Source organism: Acidovorax sp. Root568, assembly GCF_001427445.1.
Taxonomy (GTDB): domain Bacteria; phylum Pseudomonadota; class Gammaproteobacteria; order Burkholderiales; family Burkholderiaceae_C; genus Acidovorax; species Acidovorax delafieldii.
Genome location: NZ_LMGP01000015.1, coordinates 371,973 through 394,739, shown reverse-complemented (window position 1 = coordinate 394,739; position 22,767 = coordinate 371,973). Strand labels below are relative to the sequence as shown.

Here is a 22,767-nt window from a genome sequence, read left to right as displayed (position 1 = left end):
GAATGGAGGAAACCCGCGATTTTAGGGCAGGGTGCTGACGCATTGGGCTGTGCGAACCAACGAAACCCATGCCCGCCGCCGCTTGCACCAAGAAAAAGAGCCCCGAAGGGCTCTTTGTTCACTGGCTTGTGCGGCTATGCCACCAGCCTTCAACGCCAGTAAGGGTTGCGGTGGTGCGGGTAGTAGGGGCGGCCGCTGTCGTAGCCGTATTCAATCACCGTCACCGGGGGCGTCACATAGGTGGGGGGCGCCTGGTACACCGGCTGCACGGGGTAGGTGGAGGTCACCACACCCGGTTGGCTGTAAACACCCTGGGCCGCATACGGGTCGGGTTGTGTGGAATAGGTCTGGCCAGCGGGCTGCACGTTCACCGGGATCCAGCGGCCTGGGTCGTTCTGGGTGCGGGTGGTGTACTGGCGGCCTGCGTATTCATACACCACGTTGTAGCCTACGGTACGGTTTTCGTAGTACGTCTCGGTGGAGCAACGCTGCACGTTCTGGTATTGCGGCTGGCCGTTGCCCTCGATCTGGTTGCCTACTACGGCGCCACCCAGCACCCCGATGGCGGTGGCTGCTGCGCGACCGCTGCCCTTGCCGATGGTATTGCCCACCGCGCCCCCGGCAATCGCGCCAATCACAGCGCCGGCGCCCGTCGTGCGGTTGCCGTTGTAGACGGTCTCGTTGCCACACACCTGCTGCGGAACGCCGACCTGCTGAATGATGGGCGTGGCAGACAGCACACGGCCTTGTTCCTGAGCGCTGGCCACGACGGCGACGGCTGCCAGGGCAGAAAAAATGACGATCTTTTTCATGGAGAAACTCCTTTCGGGTCGGTACATAACGCACCAGACTGCAGAAAAGTTTAGGCCCGCAAGGTCAATTCGGGGCCCGGACGCCGTAAATCTGCGTAAAGATTTGTGCGATTTTCCCGCGTTCCCCGTCCCAAGTCAGCCCTTGGATGCGCCATTCGGCCCGCCAGGCCACTGCTCCGGCACAAATCCGACGGTCACATGCAGGCCTTGGGCGTCCTGCCACTGCACCACGGGGCGCTTGATCACACTGGTTTGTTGCTGCATCAGCGCACTGGCGCTCGCGTCGTCCTGCACCGATGCCTGTGTGGCTGCGTCCAGCTTGCGCCAGGTGGTCCCTTGACGATTGACCAGCTTCTGCCAGCCCACGGCCTTCAGCCAGCCAGGGAGCAGCTCGGTGGGAACGCCTTGCTTTTTGAAGTCATGAAACTGGACTTCCAGCCCTTGTTCTGCAAACCAGGCGCGGGATTTTTTGACGGTATCGCAATTGGGGATGCCGTAGACGGTGATGGCGGTATTCATGCCGCGCATCATCCTCGAAATCGCGGGGGTGAATGCTGGCTCGGCGACAATCCCGGGCTGTATGCAAACCAAACCCCACACCCTGGAAGGCTGGCTGCGCCATTGCGAGCAGCTGCACCCCCGCAACATTGATATGGGCCTGGATCGGGTCGCCGAAGTCGCCCGCCGCATGGCGCTGCGGTTCGAGTGCCCGGTGATCACGGTGGCGGGCACCAACGGAAAAGGATCGACCTGTGCCATGCTCGAAGCGGTGGCGCTGCAGGCGGGTTATCGCACCGGCGTGTACACCTCGCCGCATTTGGTGCACTTTGAAGAGCGCTGCCGTGTGCATGGCGAAATCGTGTCGGCGGCAAACCTTGTTCCCCATTTCGAGGCGGTGGAGAGCGCCAGAACTCAGAACGGAAACGAGGTGTCTCTCACGTACTTTGAGTTCACCACCCTGGCCATCCTGCGCTTGATGAGCCATGCGTTGCTGGACGTGGCAATTCTCGAAGTCGGCCTCGGAGGGCGCCTGGATGCCACGAACGCGATCGACACCGACTGCGCCATCATCACCAGCATCGATATCGACCACACAGAATTTCTGGGCCCGGACCGCGAGAGCATTGGCCGCGAAAAGGCGGGCATCATGCGCACGGGGCGCCCAGCCATCGTGAGCGACCCCATGGCCCCGCAGAGCGTGGTGGATCACGCGCGGGAGATCGGCGCCGATTTGTGGAGTTTCGGGCGCGATTTCAATTTCTCGGGCGACAAGCAGCAGTGGAGCTGGGCTGGCCGCGGGCGGCGCTATGCCGGGCTGGCCTACCCGTCGTTGCGGGGGGCCAACCAGCTGGTGAACGCCTCGGGCGTGCTCGCCGCTTTTGAGGCATTGCGTGATCGGCTGCCGGTGACCGCCCAGGCCGTGCGCAACGGCATGGCCATGGTGGAGTTGCCGGGACGTTTTCAGATTGTGCCGGGGCAACCGACCCTGGTGCTGGATGTGGCGCACAACCCGCACTCCGTGGCGGCGCTCACGGCCAACCTGGATGCGATGGGGTTCTTCCCCGTCACCCACGCGGTGTTTGGCGCCATGGCGGACAAGGACCTGACGCCCATGCTGGCCAAGGTCGGGCCTCTGGTGGACCGTTGGTATTTCACCGATCTGCCCACTCCGCGCGCTGAGTCGGCCGCCGTGTTGCAGCAGAAGTGGAATGCCGTGCATATGGTGGCGGGCGGTCGTCGGGACGTTGCATCCAGCTTGCATGCCGACCCACTGCAGGCCCTGCAGGCGGCGGTGGCCGCCGCAGACCCCGCTGATAGAATCGTGGTCTTTGGCTCGTTCTATACGGTGGGTGGGGTGTTGATCAATGGAACACCCCGCTTGCACGCCAAACATATGGGCGCCTGAGCGCCTCACGAGTCCTTAGTCCATGGCATTTTTCAAGTTCCGGTGGCCCGGTCAGGGTGAGCAGCAACAGGCCGAAAAGCCGTCCAAGCGCCCGCGTACACCACAGGCTGAGAGCATCGAAGTGATGCGCCGCCGCGCCCGGCACCGTTTGATTGGCGCCGCAGTGCTGGTACTGGTGGGGGTCATCGGGTTTCCGTTGCTGTTTGATACCCAGCCACGGCCTATCCCTGTGGACATTCCCATCGAGATCCCAGACCGCAACAAGGTGGCTCCCCTGGTGGTGCCTGCGCCAGTGGCCGAAACTACCGCCGCCAAGCCTGCTGCGCCCTCCACCCCAGAGCCAGCCCCGACGGCTGCTGCGCAGCGGCCTGCGCCCTCGCGCACTGCCGCAGCCAATGGCTTGGCGGATGGTGAAGAGCTGGTGCCTAGCGCTCGTACTGCAGCGGCCAAACCTGCGCCAGCCCCAGCGGTTGCCCCCCCAAAGCCCGAGGTGAAACACGAGGCCAAGCCGCCCGCTGCTCCCGCACCTTCTCCCGTCCCTGAGCCCAAGCCTGCACGTGCTGACGATTCGGCACGTGCCCGCGCACTGTTGGAAGGCCGCAGCACCGAGGCGCCAGCCGCCGCCGGTGCCGAGGAGGCGCGCTTCATTGTGCAGGTGGGGGCCTTTGCAGATGCCGAGAAGGCCCGCGAAGCACGCACGAAGGTGGAACGGACGGGTCTCAAGACCTATACGCAGGTGGTGGACACCAAGGACGGAAAGCGCACCCGGGTGCGTGTGGGTCCGTTCACCAACCGGGCAGAGGCAGACAAGGCGGCGGCGCGTATCAAGGCGCTGGACCTGTCGGCGTCGGTGCTCACTCTGTAAACATTGATCAGGCTGCCGCTTGTCCATGGCTGCGTTGGATTGGGTGTTTGTGGCCGTGTTGCTGGCCTCCATGCTGATGGGTGCGTGGCGCGGACTGGTGTTTGAAGTGCTGTCGGTACTGGGCTGGGTGGCGTCTTTTTTTGTGGCGCAATGGTTTGCGGCCGACGCAGCGGCCTTGTTGCCCATGGGTGGGTCGGGCGAGTCGCTGCGGTATGCAGCCGGTTTTGTCGTGGTGTTTGTGGCTTCGGTTTTTGCCTGTGGTTTTCTGGCATGGCTGGCCAAGAAGCTGGTGGAAGCCGTAGGGCTGCGCCCGGCGGATCGCACCCTCGGCGCTGTGTTTGGTGTGTTGCGCGGCCTCGTTTTGTTGCTTGCTGTGGCCGTGGTGGCTGGTATCACCCCCGTGCACGAGGCACAGTGGTGGCGGGAGTCGCGGGGCGCGCCGGTCTTGGCCGAGGTGCTAAAGGGGTTGAAACCGGCGCTGCCGGACGAATTTGGAAGGCATCTGCCTTCGTGAGATCGAAGCGGCAGCGGTCAGAAGCTGCTGCCGTTGGATGACCGCGGGGCTGTTCCCGCAAACGGATGGAATACAACTATGTGTGGAATCGTCGGCGTCGTCAGTCCTGCGCCCGTCAATCAGCTGATCTATGACGCTTTGCTGCTTTTGCAGCATCGTGGCCAGGATGCTGCTGGCATCGTGACTCAGCAGGGCCGCAAATTCTTCATGCACAAGGCCAAGGGCATGGTGCGCGACGTTTTTCGCACGCGCAACATGCGCGCTCTGCCGGGCAATGTGGGGCTGGGCCAGGTGCGTTACCCCACCGCCGGCAACGCCTACAGCGAAGAAGAGGCGCAACCGTTTTACGTCAATGCCCCGTTCGGCATCGTGTTGGTGCACAACGGTAATCTGACGAACGCCCGCGAACTGCGCACCGAGCTGTTCCAGACGGACCACCGCCACACCAACACGGAAAGTGATTCGGAAGTCCTTCTGAACGTGTTTGCGCACGAACTCGAACGCGCCACGCGGGGCGTGCCTCTGCAGCCCGAGGACGTTTTCACTGCCGTGCGTGCGGTGCACAAGCGCATCAAGGGTTCCTATGCTGTGATCGCGCTGATCGCTGGCCACGGCCTGCTGGCCTTCCGCGACCCGCACGGAATCCGCCCGCTGGCCATGGGCCGCAGCCAGGACGGCACCGTGATGGTGGGCAGTGAGTCGGTGGCGCTGGAGGGCACCTCCCACGTGTTCGAACGCAACATCAATCCGGGCGAAGCGATTTTCATTACGCTGGACGGACAGGTTCACGCCAGCCAGTGCGCAGAGAACCCGCAGCTCAACCCTTGCATCTTCGAGTTTGTGTACCTCGCGCGGCCCGATTCGGTGCTTGACGGTATCTCGGTCTACCAGGCCCGCCTGAACTTGGGTGAAGCCTTGGCCAAGCGCGTGGTGTCCACCGTGCCGCCCAACGAGATCGATGTGATCATCCCCATCCCCGAGTCCAGCCGCCCCAGCGCTACCCAGCTGGCGCATCTGCTCGGCGTCCCGTACCGGGAAGGTTTCGTCAAGAACCGCTACGTGGGCCGCACCTTCATCATGCCGGGGCAGGGCGTGCGCAAAAAGTCGGTGCGCCAGAAGCTCAATGTGATTGGCAGCGAATTCAAAGGCCGCAACGTGCTGCTGGTGGATGACTCTATTGTGCGCGGCACCACCAGCCGCGAGATCGTGCAGATGGCACGCGACGCGGGGGCCCGCAAGGTGTACTTGGCCAGCGCGGCGCCGCCCGTGCGCTACCCCAACGTGTATGGCATCGACATGCCCACCAGCAGCGAACTGGTGGCCCATGGCCGCACGGTGGAAGAGATTCGCCAGGCCATCGGCTGCGACGCTCTCATCTATCAGGATGTAGATGGCATGAAGAGGGCTGTGGGTGCGCTCAACAGTGCCATCGTCGGCTTCGATGCCTCGTGCTTTGACGGTGTGTATGTGACTGGCGACATCACTGCGGAAGGGATTGCCAGCCTGAATGAAGGGCGCGTGGGTGCGGAAGAAGGCGAGGAAGACACCTCGCGCCTTGCGTTGCCCAATGCGCAGGAAGCGTAGCCAAGGGCTTGCGCAGCCACCGCAGACCATCGCACGCGATGTTGTGCCCCTGGTTGTGCGCGTGATGCCCTAGCCGGGTCGGGCTGCGCCCGACGGATTGATCCTAGTTTGAACTGGCCCCATGGAGGGCCAGCATTGATTGTTATGACTGAAACCACTGCCACCAGCACGGGCCGCGTACGCACCCGTTTTGCACCGTCTCCCACCGGCTTCATCCACCTGGGCAATATCCGCTCGGCGCTGTATCCCTGGGCGTTTGCCCGTGCCACGGGGGGGGATTTCATTTTGCGCATCGAAGACACCGACCTGGAGCGCTCCAGCCAGGCGGCGGTGGACGTCATCATCGAGGGCATGGCCTGGTTGGGTCTGAACCACGACGAAGGCCCGTTCTATCAGATGCAGCGCATGGATCGTTACAAGGCGGTCCTTGCAGAGTTGCAGGCCGCCGGTCACGTGTATCCCTGCTACACGAGCGTGGCTGAGCTGGATGCCCTGCGCGAGCGGCAGATGGCTGCCAAGGAGAAGCCTCGCTACGACGGCACATGGCGTCCTGAAGTTGGCAAGACCTTGCCAGCCATTCCTGAAGGCGTGCAGCCGGTGCTGCGCTTCAAGAACCCACAGGGCGGCGTTGTGGCCTGGGACGACAAGGTCAAGGGCCGCATTGAGATCAGCAATGATGAGCTGGATGACCTGGTCATCGCACGGCCCGATGGCACGCCCACCTACAACTTCTGCGTGGTGGTCGACGATATCGACATGGCGATCACGCACGTGATCCGAGGCGATGACCATGTGAACAACACGCCGCGTCAGATCAACATCTTCCGCGCCCTGGGCAAGGAACCTCCGGTCTATGCCCACCTGCCCACCGTGCTGAACGAGCAGGGCGAGAAGATGAGCAAGCGCAATGGCGCCAAGCCGGTGACGCAATACCGCGATGAAGGTTATCTGCCCGATGCCATGGTGAACTATCTGGCGCGTCTGGGCTGGAGTCATGGCGATGACGAAATTTTCAGTCGCGAGCAGTTTCTGCAGTGGTTCAACCTCGACCATCTGGGCCGCAGCGCGGCGCAGTTCGATGAAGCCAAGCTGCGCTGGGTGAATGCCCAGCACCTGAAAGCCATGGCTGACGACGCTTTGGCCGCGCTGGTTGCTCCGCAATTGCAGGCGCGTGGTGTTTCGGCTGAGGCGCTGGCCGATGGGCGTCTGCCCCGGATCTGTGCGCTGTTCAAAGACCGGTGCGACACCACCGTCGTGCTTGCCAACTGGGCGCAGGTGTTCTATGGCGACGTGGCTCCGGTGGATGCAGAGCGCGCTCAGCATGTCACCGATGCTATTGCGCCCGCTCTGGACGCACTGGCTGAAGCGCTGTCCGCCTGCGAGTGGGACAAGGCGTCCATCAGTGCTGCGTTCAAGCAGGTGTTGACGGCTCAGGGTCTGAAGATGCCCCAACTGGCGATGCCTGCGCGTGTCCTGACGGTCGGAACTGCCCACACACCATCGGTCGATGCTGTGCTGGAACTGGTCGGACGTGAAAAAGTTATAGCGCGTTTGCGAAACCGCTAAAAATCTGTCTATAATTCAAGGCTCAGGTGATGACAACAAATACAAAGTGTTTGAAGTCATTCAGTGGGGGTATAGCTCAGCTGGGAGAGCGCTTGCATGGCATGCAAGAGGTCATCGGTTCGATCCCGTTTACCTCCACCACGTCGCTTGATAACGGTTAGTTCCAAGGTTTTGACCCTATCGTCTAGAGGCCTAGGACATCACCCTTTCACGGTGAGTACCGGGGTTCGAATCCCCGTAGGGTCGCCAAGTTTGTAGCACTTGGCTTGTGTTGGTAAATACAAGCGAAAAGCTGCCTGCCAGGAGTGGTAGTTCAGTTGGTTAGAATACCGGCCTGTCACGCCGGGGGTCGCGGGTTCGAGTCCCGTCCACTNTAAATACAAGCGAAAAGCTGCCTGCCAGGAGTGGTAGTTCAGTTGGTTAGAATACCGGCCTGTCACGCCGGGGGTCGCGGGTTCGAGTCCCGTCCACTCCGCCAGTCATAAGCCTTTGCAGCTCTTTTGGGTGCGCTGGTTTTTCTTTGGCGTAAGTCGAAGAAGTTTGGGGGTATAGCTCAGCTGGGAGAGCGCTTGCATGGCATGCAAGAGGTCATCGGTTCGATCCCGTTTACCTCCACCAAATTTGTCAGTGGTAGTTCGGTTAGTTCCAAGGTTTTGACCCCATCGTCTAGAGGCCTAGGACATCACCCTTTCACGGTGAGTACCGGGGTTCGAATCCCCGTGGGGTCGCCAAGTTTGTAGCACTTGGCTTGTGTTGATAAATACAAGCGAAAAGCTGCCTGCCAGGAGTGGTAGTTCAGTTGGTTAGAATACCGGCCTGTCACGCCGGGGGTCGCGGGTTCGAGTCCCGTCCACTCCGCCAGNAGCGAAAAGCTGCCTGCCAGGAGTGGTAGTTCAGTTGGTTAGAATACCGGCCTGTCACGCCGGGGGTCGCGGGTTCGAGTCCCGTCCACTCCGCCAGATATCAACCGCTGCAGTCGCAAGGCTGCAGCGGTTTTTTTATGCCTTGTTCTAATGCGCCCTGCGCTGGCAGGCTGTGCAGGCAGCGTGAGGCGGGGCCGCTATTGGGATTCGACCTGTTACAAGTGGTGGGGCCTGTGCAAGAATCGTCGGTACCCGGCCGCGCCGCCATACCGCTCAGGCGGTCCTCACAGATCCATCCAGCGCCCATGAACCTTATTCGGCTGCAGATCCACCCACAGCACCTGGCCAGCTTCAAAGCCGTGGCGCCGGTGCTTTCCCTGTTAACCGGTGGGGTGATCGCAGCGTGGGTCTATTTTTCGGTGGCCAGCCCACAGCGGGTGGGGCATTACCTCACGTTGCACCAAGTGCTGGAGACGCTGTCCATTGCAGTGTCTGCCCTGGTGTTTGCGGTGGGGTGGAAGGCGCACAGTCTCAATCCGCAGCGCAACGTGCTCATCCTGGCCTGCGGCTTCCTGGGCGTGGCGATCCTGGATTTTTCGCACATGCTGTCGTTCGCCGGCATGCCCGACTACATCACGCCCAACTCGGTAGCCAAAGGCATCAATTTCTGGTTGCCCGCCAGATACCTGGGGGCGCTGACGCTCCTGGCTGCGGTGACGCTGCACTGGCGCGTGCCTGGCGATGCGGCCGCACCCGGCCCTGGCAGATTTGTGGTGCTGATGCTGGTATTGACTGCAGTGGCCGCCATTCATGCTGTTGTGTTCTGGTTTCCTCAGTGGTACCCGCAGACCTACGACGCCCATGGGCTCACGCGGTTCAAGATCGCCTCCGAGTACGGCGTGGTGGCCTTGTATGCAGCATCGCTGGGCGTGCTGCTGCACTGGGCGCGGGAGCGTGCCGCCTTTGATGTGGCCAGACTCTTCGCGGCCGTGTGGGTGATGGCACTGAGCGAGTTCTTCTTCACGTTCTACATCATCGCTACCGATCCATTCAATCTGCTGGGCCACATATATAAGGTGGTGGGGTACTACTACCTCTACCGTGCCATCTTTGTGGGCACCATCGAGGCGCCGTATCGGGTGCTCAAGCAGTCCGACAAAGCCATGCGCGCTGTGCTGGATGCCGTGCCCGACCTGATGTTCGAAGTGACCCGCGATGGCCACTACGTGCAGATCCATACGCGCCAGCCCGAGCTGTTGCTGATGCCAGCCAGCGAGGTGGTGGGCCGCTCTATCCACGACATCTTGCCCCCAGCGGCCGCAGCGGTAGCGCAGGCTGCAATCAATACGGCGGCTGACCAGGGCCTGGCCCGTGACTTCCAGTACGCGCTGGACTTGCCTGATGGCAAGCACTGGTTTGAGCTGTCTGTGGCGCGCAAGGTGATGGACGATGAAGCGGACGATCACTTTGTGGTGCTGTCGCGTGACATCACGCAGCGCGTTCAGACGCTCGATACTTTGCGCAAGCTGCGCCATGCCGTGGAGCAGGCGCCCAATTCCATCTTCATTGCGGGCGCTGATGGCAACATCGAATACGTGAACCCTGCGTTCACCGCCACGACGGGCTACAGCCCCGAGGAGGCGATAGGCCGCAACCCGCGCCTGCTCAGCGCAGGGGCCACGCCAGCCAGCGTGTATGCCGACCTGTGGGCGCATTTGACGTCAGGCCGTCCGTGGCGCGGCGAGTTCGTGAACCGGCGCAAGGGCGGAGGCGAGTACAACGAGTCCGCCATCATCTCGCCACTGCACGACGAGCAGGGTCGCATCACCCACTACCTGGCCGTGCAAGAGGACGTGACGGAACGTCGGCGTGACGAGGAGCGCATCCGCAAGCTGATCAACTTTGATGCGCTGACAGGCTTGCCCAACCGCACAATGTTCGCGTCCCGTTTCAGCCAGGCCCTTGCATTGACCCAACGCAGCGGCCATCAGCTTGCCTTGTTGTATCTGGACCTAGACCACTTCAAGAACGTGAACGACTCGCTGGGTCACCAGGTGGGCGATGGGTTGCTGATCGAGATTGCGCACCGCTTGCAGTCGGTGGTGCGCGACGAGGACACGGTGTCCCGACAGGGCGGGGACGAGTTTGTCATTGTGCTGCCGCTCACCGATGCCCAGCAGGCAGCCCACGTGGCCGACGAGCTACAGGCACAGGTGCGCCGCATCTGCAAGCTGGAGCACCACGAGCTGGTGGTCACGTCATCGATCGGTATTGCGATGTACCCCGAAGATGGTGGCGACTTTGAAACCCTGGCGCAGCGCGCCGACGCAGCCATGTTCCGCGCCAAAGAGTCGGGGCGCGACACCTACCGGTTCTTCTCGGCGGACATGCAGGCACGCTCGCTCAGGGTGTTGCACATCGAGAATGCTCTGCGCAGCGCCCTGGTGCAGGGCCAGCTGACGCTGCACTACCAGCCGCAAATCCGGCTGAAAGACCGTCAACTGGTGGGGGTGGAGGCCTTGCTGCGCTGGACCCACCCCGAGCTGGGCGCCGTCAGCCCGGCCGAGTTCATACCGGTCGCCGAGAGCAGCGGCCAGATTCTGGGCATCGGTGAATGGGTGCTGCGCACTGCGCTGGCCCAGGCCTGGCAATGGCGCGATGCTGGCCACACCGAGCTGGTGGTGGCGGTGAACCTGTCGATGGTGCAGTTTCGCCATCCGGGTCTGGTGGACATGGTGGGCCGGGCACTGGCCGACAGCGGGGTGCCGTCGCAAATGCTGGAGCTGGAGCTGACCGAGAGCATCGCCATGGATGCGCCAGAGCAGGTGATTGCCATCGTGCGGCAGCTGTATGACCTGGGTGTTCAGCTGTCCATTGACGACTTTGGGACCGGGTACTCGTCGTTCAGCTATATCCAGCGCCTGAAGGTGCACAAGCTCAAGATCGACCAGTCGTTTGTGCGGCATTTGGGCGACGACCCCAGCGCGCCCCACATCGTGCGCGCCATCATCGGACTGGCGCAAAGCCTGGGCCTGGAAACCATTGCCGAGGGCGTGGAGACGGCTGCGCAGCGTGACGTGCTTTGGGGACTGGGCTGCGACACCGGGCAGGGCTACCACTTCAGCCGCCCCGTGCCAGCTGCCGACTTGGAGGGGCTTCTCACCCAAGGCCACGCAGTCTTGGGTTGAGGAGGCGGGAGACCGAGGTAAGCCACCGCCACAACGAAACCGCCGCGTTGTGAGCGCGGCGGTCGGGTGGGCATCAGCAAAGTGTTTGGCTCTCAGTAGTCCTGCGGCCTTTCCGGGCACCTTGTGGACGACTTTTTGTGCCAAACAGGCACCATGCGCTAGAGGAATATGCCTGAGGCGCTATCGAAAGAGTAGCATTCAGACATGCCTCTTTAACTCAATCCCCAGCTCAGCGTGGTGCCAGGCGAATGGCGCCGTCCAGGCGGATCACCTCGCCATTGAGCATGTCGTTTTCGAGTATGTGGCGCACCAGCTTGGCGTAGTCCTGGGGGGTGCCCAGGCGGCTGGGGAAGGGCACGCCAGCGGCCAGCGCGTCCTGCACTTCTTGCGGCATGCCAAACAGCATGGGGGTGCCGAAGATGCCGGGGGCAATGGTCATGTTGCGGATGCCGTTGCGCGCCAGGTCACGGGCAATCGGCAGGGTCATGCCGACCACGCCGCCCTTGGAGGCTGCGTAGGCGGCCTGGCCGATCTGGCCGTCGTAGGCGGCCACGCTGGCCGTGGAGATCAGCACGCCACGTTCGCCGGTGGATTCCGGCTCGTTCTTGCTCATGGCCTCGGCGGCCAGGCGGATCATGTTGAAGCTGCCGATCAGATTGACCGTGATGGTCTTGCTGAACAAGGCCAGCGCATGTGCGCCGTTCTTGCCCACCGTCTTCTCGGCGGGGGCGATGCCGGCGCAGTTCACCAGGCCCACCAGTTTGCCCAGCGACACGGCCTTGGCCACCACGGCCTGGCCGTCTGCCTCGTTGCTCACATCGCATTTCACGAACGCGCCGCCGATTTCCTTGGCCACGGCTTCGCCTTTTTCTGCCTGCATGTCGGCAATGACCACGGTGCCGCCCTGGGCGGCCAGCATGCGTGCCGTGCCTTCGCCCAGGCCCGAAGCGCCGCCGGTGACGATGAATACCTTGCCTTGGATGTCCATGGTTGTCTCCAGTAAGTGACGTTAACGTAAACGTCAATTATGGCGCATCTCCTCACCGTGCTGAACGCGAAAAAAAGCCCGGACCGGGCCGGGCTTGTGGTGGGTGAGGGCAGGGCAGCTTACTGGAAGCCCACGCGGTCCAGCATCTGCTGCACCTTGGTCGTGTTGGCGCCCACCGCGCTGATCGGGATGGTCTCGCTCTTGAAAGGCTTGCCGCCGGTCATGGCCTTGAGGGCCGGGTTGTCCAGTGCCACGCCCTTGGCAGCAGGCCACTCGTTGTTGCCGTTTGCAAAATAGTTCTGTGCCTCGGGGCTGGCCAGATATTCGAGGAACTTGATGGCGTTGGCCTGGTTCTTGGAGTGCTTGGCCACCGCGCCGCCGGCGATGTTCAGGTGCGTGCCCCAGGATTCCTGGTTGGGGAACACCACGCCCACCTTGTTGACCACAGCCACGTCTTCGGGCTTGTTGGAGCGCATCATGCGCGCCAGGTAGTAGGTGTTGGTCACGGCGATGTCGCACTCACCCGCAGCCACGGCCTTGATCTGGTCGGTGTCGCCGCCCTTGGGTGGGCGGGCCAGGTTGGCCACCATGCCCTTGAGCCAGGCTTCGGCCTTCTGTTCGCCCATGTGTTCCGTCACAGCGCCGAACAGGCTCAGGTTGTAGGGGTGCGAGCCGGAGCGGATGCACAGCTTGCCCTTGTTCTTGGGGTCACCCAGTTCTTCGTAGGTGTCCACATCGGCCTTCTGCATCTTGACCTTGTTGTAGACGATGACGCGCGCGCGGGTGGACAGGCCAAACCACGAGATGCCGCCGTCCGCTGCCGGCTGGCTGCGCAGATTAGCGGGGATGGCATCGTTCAGCACCTTGGACTGGATGGGCTGAAACAGGCCATCGACCTCGCCCTTGTACAGGCGGGCTGCGTCCACCAGCAGGATCACGTCGGCGGGCGAGGCGGTGCCTTCGGCCTTCAGCCGGGCCAGGATGCCGGCATCGTCCGCGTCCACGCGGTTGATCTTGATGCCCGTGGCCTTGGTAAAACCGGTGTACAGCGCTTCGTCGGTGGAGTAGTGGCGGGCCGAGTAGAGGTTGACCACTTGTTCCTGGGCGTGCACGGCGCCTGCAGCGGCGGCCAGGGCACAAGCGCTCAGCAAGGCTTTCACAGTCTTCGACATGGGTTGCGTCTTTCGGGGTTAAAACTGCGTCAATGATAAAGCAAACGCGAATTATTCTTGATCAATGTCTTGCGCAAAGGCCGGATTTCGGGTCCGGGTTTGAGGTGGCGCAAGGGCCGCATGCCGTGGATGCCGGACCACCGTAAAAAGATCGGTTCGCTGCGCGGGCCCGTCCCACGCTTGCGGCCTGCGGGTGGTCAGGCCAAAAAAAAAGCCCGGTCGTAAAACCGGGCTTTAAAAGGATCCTTGAAACGGGGGTTTCGAGAGGATCCAAGGAGACAACTGAGGCGCTGTAGACAAGGTCAGCAGCGCATGGGTTGAATTATCAGGGTATTCCCTGAACACGGCCTAGAGGTTGCACTCCAGACCGCAGGTAGGGCGATTAACGCTTGCGGGGAGCGGCCGTCTTGGCAGCGTTGGCAGCGGTGTTGGCCACGGCGTTGAAGTTGGCTTCAGCCACATCAGACGCTTGCTTCACAGCCTTTTGTACCGACTCAAACGCGTTGTTGGCGGCAGACACGGCGCTCTTCATCACGGCCACAGCGGTTTCGGAACCGGCGGGGGCGTTCTTGGCGGCGCTGTCCACCAGGTTGGTGAAAGCCTTCTGTGCGTCGGTGGCCTGGGCTTCGAAAGCCTTGCCGAACTCAGCGCCCGTGCCCGAAGCGATGTCGTACAGGTGGCGGCTGTAAGCGGCGGTCTTTTCAGCCAGGGGCTGGAACAGGCCAGCTTGCAGGGCCAGCAGTTCTTGTGCGTCCTTCACGCCCAGCACGGCTTGCGTGTGGTTGGCGGCTTCGGACAGGGCAGCGCGCGAAGCGGTCACGTTCAGTTCGACCAGCTTTTCCACGCCTTCGAAAGCCTTGGTGGTCAAGCCAAACAGGGTTTCGATGTTGGCCTTGTGGGATGCCAGGATTTGTTCTGCGGTCAGCGACATGTCATATCTCCTAAAAATGAGGGCCCAGGGGGCCGGATGGTTCACAGACATCTGCGCTGACCTTGACCTGTTGGTCATGTTGCAGTGCAGCATGGGTTGAATTTTAGGGACTTGCAGCGCTATTGCAAGGGCTTTTTGTTGCACTGCAGCAAATTAGACACGATCACCCAGAAATCCCCGGCTTGCCACAATTGCGTCATGCACGCCTACTACGCCGACCACTTCGTTTTGCCTTTGCCGGATGGTCACCGCTTCCCCATGGCCAAGTACCGCATGCTGCGCGACCGGATCGCCCAGCACCTGCCTGACGTGCTGTTGAAAGAAGCCCTACCAGCATCGGATGAGGCACTGGTGCGGGTGCACAGCCCGCAGTACATCGACGCCATCGCTCATGGCACGCTGGTGCCTGCCGCGCAGCGGGAGATCGGGTTTCCCTGGAGTCCTGCCATGGCAGAGCGCGCTCGCCGCTCGGTGGGCGCTACTCTGGCGGCCACTCGCGCCGCCTGGCGCGAGGGTGTGGCCGGCAACCTGGCTGGTGGCACCCACCACTCGTATGCCGACAAGGGCAGTGGCTTTTGTGTGTTCAACGATGTGGCGGTGGCTGCCCGGCAGGCACAGGCAGATCACCTGAACGATGGATCGGGCTGGCCGCTCCAGGTGGCGGTCATCGACCTGGATGTGCACCAGGGCAATGGCACGGCCCATATCTTTCAGGGCGACGACAGCGTGTTCACCCTGTCGCTGCATGGTGCACGCAACTTTCCTTTTCGCAAGGAGCCGAGTGACCTGGACGTGGAACTGCCAGACGGATGCGCTGACGACGACTACCTGCACGCCCTGGACCAGGCCCTGGAGGCGCTGGACCATCGCTGCAAACCGGACCTGGTGTTTTATCTCGCGGGGGCCGACCCCCACGTGGGCGACCGCCTGGGTCGTCTCGCCGTCACCCACGATGGGCTGGAGGCACGCGACCGGCGGGTGTTTGACTGGGCCTGGCAGCGGCGCATTCCCACGGTGTTCGTGATGGCGGGCGGCTACGGCAACGACCTGGAGGACACGCTGCAGGCGCAGCTCACCACCTGGCGCGTGGCCTGGCAGTACCACCAGCGCTGGCAGAATGTGCGGCCATGACCTCTGCTGCCAGCCCCTCTCCCGTCGCTTCTTCCGCACCAGTCCGCCTGGCTCCGCAGCCGCGCAGCGCCTACCCCGTGTTCCGCCCCATCACCACACGCTGGGCTGACAACGACGTCTATGGCCACGTGAACAACGTCGTGTACTACAGCTGGTTTGACACCGCCGTGAATGCCCACCTGATCGACCAGGGCGTGCTCGACATCCACGCGGGGGAAACCATCGGCCTCGTGATCGAGACCCAATGCAATTACTTTGCGCCACTGGCGTTCCCGCAGACAGTGGAGGCTGGCATCCGCGTCGCGCGGCTGGGTGGCTCCAGCGTGCGTTACGAGGTGGGCCTGTTTGCGCAGGGTGAGCCACTGACGGCGGCGGCAGGACACTTCATCCACGTGTATGTGGACCGCGAGACCCGTCGCCCGGTGGCGGTGCCAGATGCATTGCGCAATGTGCTGCAGGCGCTGGTCATGCCTGGCTAATGGGTAGTTGATGGGCGGCTGATCGGCGGCCGCATGCCGTTGCCACTGATTTGATAGCACCAAGCGCTGGCGCAATTTGCACTTGGGCCCTGAACAGCCTGAATTTCCGGCAGCGGCTGAACGCTGGCTGACGCCGCCCGCAGTGCCGCGCACCGGGCGCCGTGATGGCCTACACTTTGCGGCTTTATTGTCCGGTCTGCGGCCGGAGCATCGCGTGCCCAGCGTGCGCGGTTTCTGAGGCGTGCCCTGTCCATGATCATCACCAGCCTGCTCGACACCGACCTGTACAAGTTCACCATGATGCAGGTGGTGCTGCACCAGTTTCCCGGGGCGCAGGTCGAGTACAAGTTCAAGTGCCGCAACCCCGGCGTGCAGCTGGCACCGTTTGCCAACGAGATCCGCGACGAGATCCGTTCGTTGTGCAGCCTGCAGTTTCAGGATGCCGAGCTGGCCTACCTGCGATCGCTGCGATTCATCAAGAGCGACTTCGTGGACTTTCTGGGCCTGTTCAAGCTCAACGAAAAGTACATCACCGTAGTGCCCCAGCACAACGGTGAAATCGACATCACCATCCGCGGACCCTGGCTGCACACGATCCTGTTCGAGATCCCGGTGTTGGCCATCATCAACGAGGTGTACTTTCGCAACACGCAGAAGGTGCCCGACTTTCCGGAAGGCCGCCGCCGTCTCGACGCCAAGATTGCGCTGCTGCAGGGCGAGGGCCTGTCCGACCTCAAGATTGCCGACTACGGCACCCGCCGCCGCTTCTCGCGCGCCTGGCACGAAGAAGTGCTGCGCGTGCTGGTGGCACGCCTCGGTACCGGGGACCGCCGCCCAGGTGCGCCCGCAGGCCCCGGGCAGTTCGCAGGCACCAGCAACGTGCTGTACGCGATGAAGCTGGGCGTGACCCCCCTGGGCACCATGGCGCACGAATATCTGCAGGCCTGCCAGGCGCTGGGCCCGCGGCTGCGCGATAGCCAGGTGTTTGGCTTCGAGATGTGGGCCAAGGAATACCGGGGTGACCTGGGCATTGCGCTGTCGGACGTGTACGGCATGAGCGCCTTCCTGCGCGACTTCGACCTGTACTTCTGCAAGCTGTTCGACGGTGCCCGCCATGACAGCGGCGACCCGTTTGCCTGGGGTGAACGCTTGCTGGACCACTACCGCAAGAACCGCGTGGACCCGCTGACCAAGACGCTGATCTTCAGCGATGCGCTCACCATCCCGCGCACGATCGAGCTGTACCAACAGTTTCGGGGTCGCTGCCAGCTCGCGTTTGGTATCGGCACCAACCTGACCAACGACCTCGGTAGTCCGCCAGCCCACGAGCCTTTGCAGGTCGTCATCAAGATGACGCGCTGCAATGACCAGCCTGTGGCCAAGCTGTCAGACACGCCCGGCAAGGGCATGTGCGATGACGAGAAGTACCTGGCCTACCTGCGCCAGGTGTTTGATATCCCTTCGCCGGTGTGACCGTGCCCCGCAGGTGCCATGGCCCTGCGTCCCCTGATTTTTAGCAATGAGACGGAGACAAGAACCATGAAATTTTCGCGCGGGCTGGCAGTGGCCGGCCTACTGGCGGCGTTGCCGGGACTGGCACTGGCGGCCGATATTGATGGCAGTGCGTTGTCAGTGCTGTGGGGCGTGCCCTTTGCCGGCATTCTGCTGTCGATTGCCTTGATGCCGCTGTTGGCGCCCATCTTCTGGCACCACCACTTTGGTAAGGTCGCAGCCGGTTGGGCGCTGGCTTTTCTGGTGCCGTTTGCGCTGGTGTTTGGCCCCGGCGCGGCGGGCGCGAGTTTTGTGCATGCGCTGGTGGCCGAATACATTCCGTTCGTCATCCTGCTCACCGCGCTGTTCACCGTGGCGGGGGGCATCTACATCAGGGGCAACCTGCATGGCAGCCCGGCGCTCAACACGGCCATCCTCGCCATTGGCGCGGTGCTCGCCAGCGTCATGGGCACCACGGGGGCGTCGATGCTGCTCATCCGCCCGTTGATCCGCGCCAATGACAACCGCAAGCACACAGCGCATGTGGTGGTGTTTTTCATCTTCATCGTGTCCAACGCCGGGGGCTCGCTCACACCCTTGGGTGACCCACCGCTGTTCCTGGGCTTCCTGAAGGGGGTGGACTTCTTCTGGACGGTGAGCCACATTTTCCCCGAGACCCTCTTTTTGGTGGGCTCGCTGCTGGCCATCTTTTTCGTGATGGATTCCTGGTACTACCACCGGCGCGAAGAGGTGCTCAGGGCCGACCCCACGCCCGACACCAAAGCCATCGGCTTTGACGGCAAGGCCAACTTTGCGCTGCTGGGCGTGGTGGTGGCGCTGGTGCTGCTGAGTGGCCTGTGGAAGTCGCAGGTGGCGTTCACCATCGCCGGGGCCGAGGTGGGGCTGCCCGGCATCGTGCGGGACGTGGGCCTGATCATCGTGGCGCTGGTTTCCCTGCGCATCACGCCCAAGCAGGTGCATGAAGACAACCAGTTCAGCTGGGGCCCCATGCAGGAAGTGGCCAAGCTGTTTGCGGGCATCTTCCTCACCATCATTCCGGTCATTGCCATGCTCAAAGCGGGCGTCAATGGCCCGTTTGGTGCCGTGGTGTCTGCCGTTACGCGGCCAGACGGCACACCCGACCCGGCCATGTACTTCTGGGCGTCCGGGCTGCTCAGCTCGTTCCTCGACAACGCGCCGACCTACCTGGTCTTCTTCAACACCGCCGGGGGCGACCCGGCCGTGTTGATGACCACCCTGGCCCCCACGCTGGCCGCCATCTCGGCGGGCTCGGTGTTCATGGGTGCCAACAGCTACATCGGCAATGCGCCCAACATGATGGTCAAGGCCATTGCCGAAGACCGCGGCGTGAAGATGCCCAGCTTCTTCGGCTACATGCTGTGGTCGGGGGGCATTCTGGTGCCGCTCTTTATCGTCATGACTTTCATCTGGTTCCGTTGACAGGAGTTTTGAGCGCTATGAGCAAACCCCGCATCCTGGTCGCCCGCGCGATCTTTCCTGACATCGTGGACCGCCTGCGCGAGCACTTTGACGTGGAGGCCAACCCCGACGACGTGATCTGGACCCCGCAAGAGCTGGCTGCGCGCCTGGCCGACAAGGACGGGGTGCTGACCACCGGCAGCCAGCGCATCGATGCCACACTGCTGGCCGCTGCGCCGCGCCTCAAGGTCTGCGCCAACATGGCCGTGGGCTACAACAACTTTGACGTGGATGCCATGACCGCCGCGGGTGTGTTGGGCACCAACACACCCGATGTGCTCACCGAGACCACCGCCGACTTCGGCTTTGCATTGCTGATGGCCACCGCCCGCCGCATGACCGAGAGCGAGCATTACCTGCGTGCCGGGAAGTGGACCAAGTGGAGCTACGACATGTTCGCGGGCAGCGACATCCACGGCAGCACGCTGGGCATCATCGGCATGGGCCGCATCGGGCAGGGCATTGCCAAGCGCGGGGCGCATGGTTTTGGCATGAAGGTGGTCTACCACAACCGTTCGCGTCTGTCGGCCGAACTGGAGGCCGAATGCAAGGCCACCTACGTGGGCAAGGATGAGTTGCTGCGCACCGCAGACCATGTGGTGCTGGTGGTGCCCTACACGCCCGCGTCGCACCACACCATCGGTACGGCTGAGCTGGCGTTGATGAAGCCCACGGCCACGCTGGTCAACATTGCGCGTGGCGGTATCGTGGACGACGCTGCGCTGGCGGTGGCCCTGCGCGAGCGCCGCATCGCGGCCGCAGGGCTGGATGTGTTTGAAGGCGAACCCAGCGTGCATCCCGACTTGCTGACCGTGCCCAACGTGGTGCTCACCCCGCACATTGCCAGCGCCACCGTGCCCACCCGGCGTGCCATGGCCAACCTGGCGGCGGACAATCTGATCGCGTTCTTCGACGGGCGCGGGCCGCTCACACCGGTCAATCAGCCCGCCAGCCTGCGCTGATTTCAAGTTTCGAGTCCAATCGACCGGATGCGCTAGTCGAACATGCGCTGATAGCTATCAAAACCATAGTGAACCTTGACCACTGACACCCTTGTTCTCCTGGCCGCGCTGGCACTGGCGCTGGTTCTTCTGGTGGTGCTGTTGCTGCGCCGTCCCCGCGTGGATCTGCCTTCCGAGTGGCTGGCACGCCTGCAGTCGCTGGAGCAAACCACACAGGCGACGCAGATTGCTGTGGCCAAGAATGATGGCGCGCTGGACGGCATGGGGCAGCAGCTGCGTGGCTTCACCCAGACCACGCAGTCCACGCTGGAGACACTGCGCCATGCCGTGGACGAACGCCTGGCCCAGGCCGTGGCCGAATCCCGCAACGGCCGCGCCGAGCTGTTGACTGCCTTTAGCGTATTCGAGGCGCGGCTGGAGCAGCGCCTCACGGCCCTGGATGCGGCCACACGCCTCACGCTCGATTCGCTCAAGAGCGACACCCAGTCGCAGCTGGGAGTGATGTCGCAAGCGCTCAAGGACCAGCTCGAAGCCAACGGCTTTCAGATCAAGAACCAGTTTGCGGTGCTGCAAGACGCCGTGTCGCAGCAGCTTACCGGGCTGGTGCAGGGCAGCCAGCACAACGCCGAGCAGCTGCGCACCGCCCTCAACGAGCGCCTGGCCGCCATCCAGGCCGACAACGCCACCAAGCTCGAAGAAATGCGCCGCACGGTGGACGAAAAGCTGCACGCCACGCTGGAGCAGCGCCTGGGCGAATCGTTCAAGCTGGTGAGCGACCGGCTCGAACAAGTGCACAAGGGCCTGGGCGAAATGCAGACCCTGGCGGGTAGCGTGGGCGACTTGAAGCGCGTGATGACCAACGTGAAGTCGCGCGGCACCTGGGGCGAAATGCAGCTGGGCGCCATCATCGATAACGTGCTCACGCCCGACCAGTTCGCGCGCAACGTCAAGACCGTGCCGGGCAGCGATGAGCTGGTGGAGTTTGCGATCCGCCTGCCCGGCAAGAGCGACGAGCACCCGGTGTGGCTGCCCATCGACTCCAAGTACCCCGTGGAGCAGTACCAGCGCCTGCTGGACGCGCAGGACGCGGCCGATAAGGCAGCCATTCTGTCGGCAGGCAATGCGTTCGAGACGTCGATCAAGCTGGAGGCCAAGAAGATCTTTGCCAAGTATGTGTCGCCCCCACACACCACCGACTTCGCCGTGCTCTACCTGCCCACCGAGGGCCTGTTTGCCGAGGTGATGCGCCGCCCCGGCCTGGTCGAATCCGTGCAGAACGAGTGCCGCGTGATGATCACCGGCCCGGCCAACCTGGCCGCCATGCTCAACAGCCTGCAAATGGGCTTCAAGACGCTGGCGATCGAAAAGCGCTCGTCCGAGGTGTGGAGCCTCTTGGGCATGGTCAAGACAGAGTTCGCCAAGTTTGGCGATGTGGTCGAGGCCACCAAAAAATCCATCGATGCCGCCGCCAAGAAGTTTGACGAGGTGGGGGTGCGCACCCGCGCCATCCAGCGCAAGCTGCGGGATGTGCAGGACCTGCCTGCGCCCGACACGGCCGTGCCGCTGGCAGGGGCCAGCCCATCGGCATTTCCCGGGTTGGAGTCCGAGGACGACCTTCCGTGAACTGGGCCTTGGCGCGTCTGATTGCGGGGCAGATCTGCGTGCACGCCTGCATGGCAGGCATGCGATTGGCGGCGCCACTGCTGGCGCTGCGCGAGGGCCACAGTGCAGCAGCCGTGGGGGTGTTGCTGGCATTGTTCGCACTCACGCAGGTTTTTCTGGCCTTGCCCGCAGGGCGCTATGCGGACCGGCACGGCTTGAAGCGCCCCGTGGGCTACGCGGTGGCCCTTGCATCGGCAGGGGCTGCGCTGGCGCTGGTGTTCCCCGTCTTTCCGGTGTTGTGTGTGGCTGCGTTGATGACCGGTGGCGCCACCGGGGCCGCCACCATTGCACTGCAGCGCCACGTGGGGCGCGCTGCGCACGACGCCACGCAGCTCAAGCAAGTGTTCAGCTGGCTGGCCATCGGGCCTGCGGTGTCCAACTTCATCGGGCCTTTCTGCGCGGGGCTCATGATCGACAACGCGGGCAGTGCTGCGGGCAGCACCGAGGGCTATCGCGCCGCCTTTGCCCTGATGGCGGTGTTGCCCCTGCTCACCTGGTTCTGGGTGCGAGACACGGTAGAGCTGCCGCCCGTGATTGCCGCCGCGGGCGGCCCCCCGCAGCGCGCGTGGGACCTGATGAACGAACCTCCGTTTCGCCGCTTGCTGCTGGTCAACTGGATCTTGTCCTCGTGCTGGGACGTGCACACCTTCGTGGTCCCGCTGCTGGGGCACGAGCGGGGCCTGTCAGCGTCCGTCATTGGCTCCATCCTGGGGGCGTTTGCGATTGCCGCTGCAGTCATCCGGGTGCTCATGCCCATCGTGGCAGAGCGCCTGCGCGAACGGGTGGTGGTGGCGGGAGCCATGGTCGCTACGGCCGTGCTGTTTGGCGTCTACCCGCTGCTGCACAGCGCGCTGGCCATGGGCGCGTGTTCGGTGCTGCTCGGGTTTGCACTGGGCTCGGTGCAGCCCATGGTGATGAGCCTGCTGCACCAGATCACGCCGCCAGCCCGCCATGGCGAGGCGCTGGGTCTGCGGCTCATGGCCATCAACGCATCCAGCGTGCTCATGCCCATGCTGTTTGGCTCTGCGGGGGCCGTGATTGGGGTGGGAGGGCTGTTCTGGGTGGTGGGCTGCGCCGTGGGGCTAGGCTCTCGCCAGGCCTGGCTGATGGGGCGCAACCCATGAAGAGAGCCCTGCGGGGTAGGTAGGTGCTT

The 22,767-nt window shown here is 63.2% G+C and carries 18 protein-coding genes and 8 tRNA genes; 21 read left to right on the top strand and 5 right to left on the bottom strand.

Annotation, left to right across the window (positions count from 1 at the left end; translation table 11 throughout):
* Positions 1-149 precede the first annotated feature (149 nt).
* Positions 150-812: a glycine zipper 2TM domain-containing protein gene (locus ASD75_RS13625; protein WP_056063736.1), complete on the bottom strand. Its 663-nt coding sequence runs from the start codon at positions 810-812 to the stop codon at positions 150-152.
* 135 nt (positions 813-947) lie between these two features.
* Positions 948-1,331 carry an arsenate reductase gene (locus ASD75_RS13620; protein WP_056746719.1) on the bottom strand — a complete coding sequence of 128 codons (384 nt, stop codon included), beginning with the start codon at positions 1,329-1,331 and terminating at the stop codon, positions 948-950.
* Positions 1,332-1,392: 61 nt separating this feature from the next.
* On the opposite strand from ASD75_RS13620, the gene folC reads away from it, so the two are divergent.
* From folC to ASD75_RS13550, 14 genes are all read left to right on the top strand, one after another.
* Positions 1,393-2,718 (top strand): bifunctional tetrahydrofolate synthase/dihydrofolate synthase, encoded by a 1,326-nt coding sequence (folC, locus tag ASD75_RS13615; RefSeq protein ID WP_056746396.1) that lies wholly within the window; start codon positions 1,393-1,395, stop codon positions 2,716-2,718.
* Positions 2,719-2,740: 22 nt separating this feature from the next.
* Complete coding sequence (locus ASD75_RS13610; RefSeq protein ID WP_056746395.1) at positions 2,741-3,583, top strand: SPOR domain-containing protein; 843 nt, start codon at positions 2,741-2,743, stop codon at positions 3,581-3,583.
* Positions 3,584-3,608: 25 nt separating this feature from the next.
* Complete coding sequence (locus ASD75_RS13605; protein WP_056746393.1) at positions 3,609-4,097, top strand: CvpA family protein; 489 nt, start codon at positions 3,609-3,611, stop codon at positions 4,095-4,097.
* 78 nt (positions 4,098-4,175) lie between these two features.
* Complete coding sequence (purF, locus tag ASD75_RS13600; RefSeq protein WP_056746391.1) at positions 4,176-5,681, top strand: amidophosphoribosyltransferase; 1,506 nt, start codon at positions 4,176-4,178, stop codon at positions 5,679-5,681.
* A 144-nt stretch (positions 5,682-5,825) separates the two neighbouring features.
* The gene (gene gltX, locus ASD75_RS13595) at positions 5,826-7,247 is read left to right on the top strand and encodes a glutamate--tRNA ligase (protein ID WP_056746390.1); all 1,422 of its coding nucleotides are present in this window, start codon (positions 5,826-5,828) and stop codon (positions 7,245-7,247) included.
* Positions 7,248-7,312: 65 nt separating this feature from the next.
* Positions 7,313-7,388, top strand: a tRNA-Ala gene (locus ASD75_RS13590).
* Between the two features lie 32 nt (positions 7,389-7,420).
* Positions 7,421-7,496: transfer RNA gene (locus ASD75_RS13585), tRNA-Glu, on the top strand.
* A 53-nt stretch (positions 7,497-7,549) separates the two neighbouring features.
* A tRNA-Asp gene (locus tag ASD75_RS13580) sits at positions 7,550-7,623 on the top strand.
* Positions 7,624-7,648: 25 nt separating this feature from the next.
* Positions 7,649-7,725, top strand: a tRNA-Asp gene (locus ASD75_RS13575).
* A 64-nt stretch (positions 7,726-7,789) separates the two neighbouring features.
* A tRNA-Ala gene (locus tag ASD75_RS13570) sits at positions 7,790-7,865 on the top strand.
* A gap of 37 nt (positions 7,866-7,902) precedes the next feature.
* Positions 7,903-7,978: transfer RNA gene (locus tag ASD75_RS13565), tRNA-Glu, on the top strand.
* A gap of 53 nt (positions 7,979-8,031) precedes the next feature.
* Positions 8,032-8,108 (top strand) — tRNA-Asp (locus ASD75_RS13560).
* A 21-nt stretch (positions 8,109-8,129) separates the two neighbouring features.
* Positions 8,130-8,206, top strand: a tRNA-Asp gene (locus ASD75_RS13555).
* Positions 8,207-8,415: 209 nt separating this feature from the next.
* The gene (locus ASD75_RS13550) at positions 8,416-11,298 is read left to right on the top strand and encodes an EAL domain-containing protein (RefSeq protein ID WP_082565017.1); all 2,883 of its coding nucleotides are present in this window, start codon (positions 8,416-8,418) and stop codon (positions 11,296-11,298) included.
* A gap of 229 nt (positions 11,299-11,527) precedes the next feature.
* Here ASD75_RS13550 and ASD75_RS13545 read toward each other — a convergent pair whose 3' ends face one another.
* From ASD75_RS13545 to ASD75_RS13535, 3 genes are all read right to left on the bottom strand, one after another.
* On the bottom strand, positions 11,528-12,286 hold the full coding sequence (locus ASD75_RS13545) for a 3-hydroxyacyl-CoA dehydrogenase (protein ID WP_015014461.1): 759 nt from the start codon (positions 12,284-12,286) through the stop codon (positions 11,528-11,530).
* A 119-nt stretch (positions 12,287-12,405) separates the two neighbouring features.
* Entirely contained in the window at positions 12,406-13,458 is a 1,053-nt protein-coding gene (locus tag ASD75_RS13540; protein ID WP_056746389.1) for an extracellular solute-binding protein, read from the bottom strand.
* A gap of 382 nt (positions 13,459-13,840) precedes the next feature.
* Entirely contained in the window at positions 13,841-14,389 is a 549-nt protein-coding gene (locus ASD75_RS13535; RefSeq protein ID WP_056063715.1) for a phasin family protein, read from the bottom strand.
* A 198-nt stretch (positions 14,390-14,587) separates the two neighbouring features.
* Here ASD75_RS13535 and ASD75_RS13530 point away from each other — a divergent pair, with 198 nt between their 5' ends.
* The 7 genes from ASD75_RS13530 (at position 14,588) to ASD75_RS13500 (ending at position 22,738) form a co-directional block, all read left to right on the top strand.
* A complete protein-coding gene (locus tag ASD75_RS13530) occupies positions 14,588-15,520 on the top strand; it encodes a histone deacetylase (protein WP_056746388.1) in 933 nt (310 codons plus the stop codon).
* A complete protein-coding gene (locus ASD75_RS13525) occupies positions 15,517-15,999 on the top strand; it encodes a thioesterase family protein (RefSeq protein ID WP_056746387.1) in 483 nt (160 codons plus the stop codon). Before ASD75_RS13530 ends, ASD75_RS13525 begins: the two co-directional genes overlap by 4 nt.
* Before the next feature lie 252 nt (positions 16,000-16,251).
* Positions 16,252-17,472 carry a nicotinate phosphoribosyltransferase gene (gene pncB, locus ASD75_RS13520; protein ID WP_056063706.1) on the top strand — a complete coding sequence of 407 codons (1,221 nt, stop codon included), beginning with the start codon at positions 16,252-16,254 and terminating at the stop codon, positions 17,470-17,472.
* A 66-nt stretch (positions 17,473-17,538) separates the two neighbouring features.
* Complete coding sequence (locus tag ASD75_RS13515; RefSeq protein WP_056746386.1) at positions 17,539-18,951, top strand: sodium:proton antiporter; 1,413 nt, start codon at positions 17,539-17,541, stop codon at positions 18,949-18,951.
* A gap of 17 nt (positions 18,952-18,968) precedes the next feature.
* Positions 18,969-19,952, top strand: coding sequence for a D-glycerate dehydrogenase (locus ASD75_RS13510; RefSeq protein WP_056746385.1), 984 nt, complete (start codon positions 18,969-18,971; stop codon positions 19,950-19,952).
* A gap of 75 nt (positions 19,953-20,027) precedes the next feature.
* Positions 20,028-21,575 carry a DNA recombination protein RmuC gene (gene rmuC / locus ASD75_RS13505; protein ID WP_056746382.1) on the top strand — a complete coding sequence of 516 codons (1,548 nt, stop codon included), beginning with the start codon at positions 20,028-20,030 and terminating at the stop codon, positions 21,573-21,575.
* A complete protein-coding gene (locus ASD75_RS13500) occupies positions 21,572-22,738 on the top strand; it encodes an MFS transporter (protein WP_056746380.1) in 1,167 nt (388 codons plus the stop codon). Before rmuC ends, ASD75_RS13500 begins: the two co-directional genes overlap by 4 nt.
* Positions 22,739-22,767 lie beyond the last annotated feature (29 nt).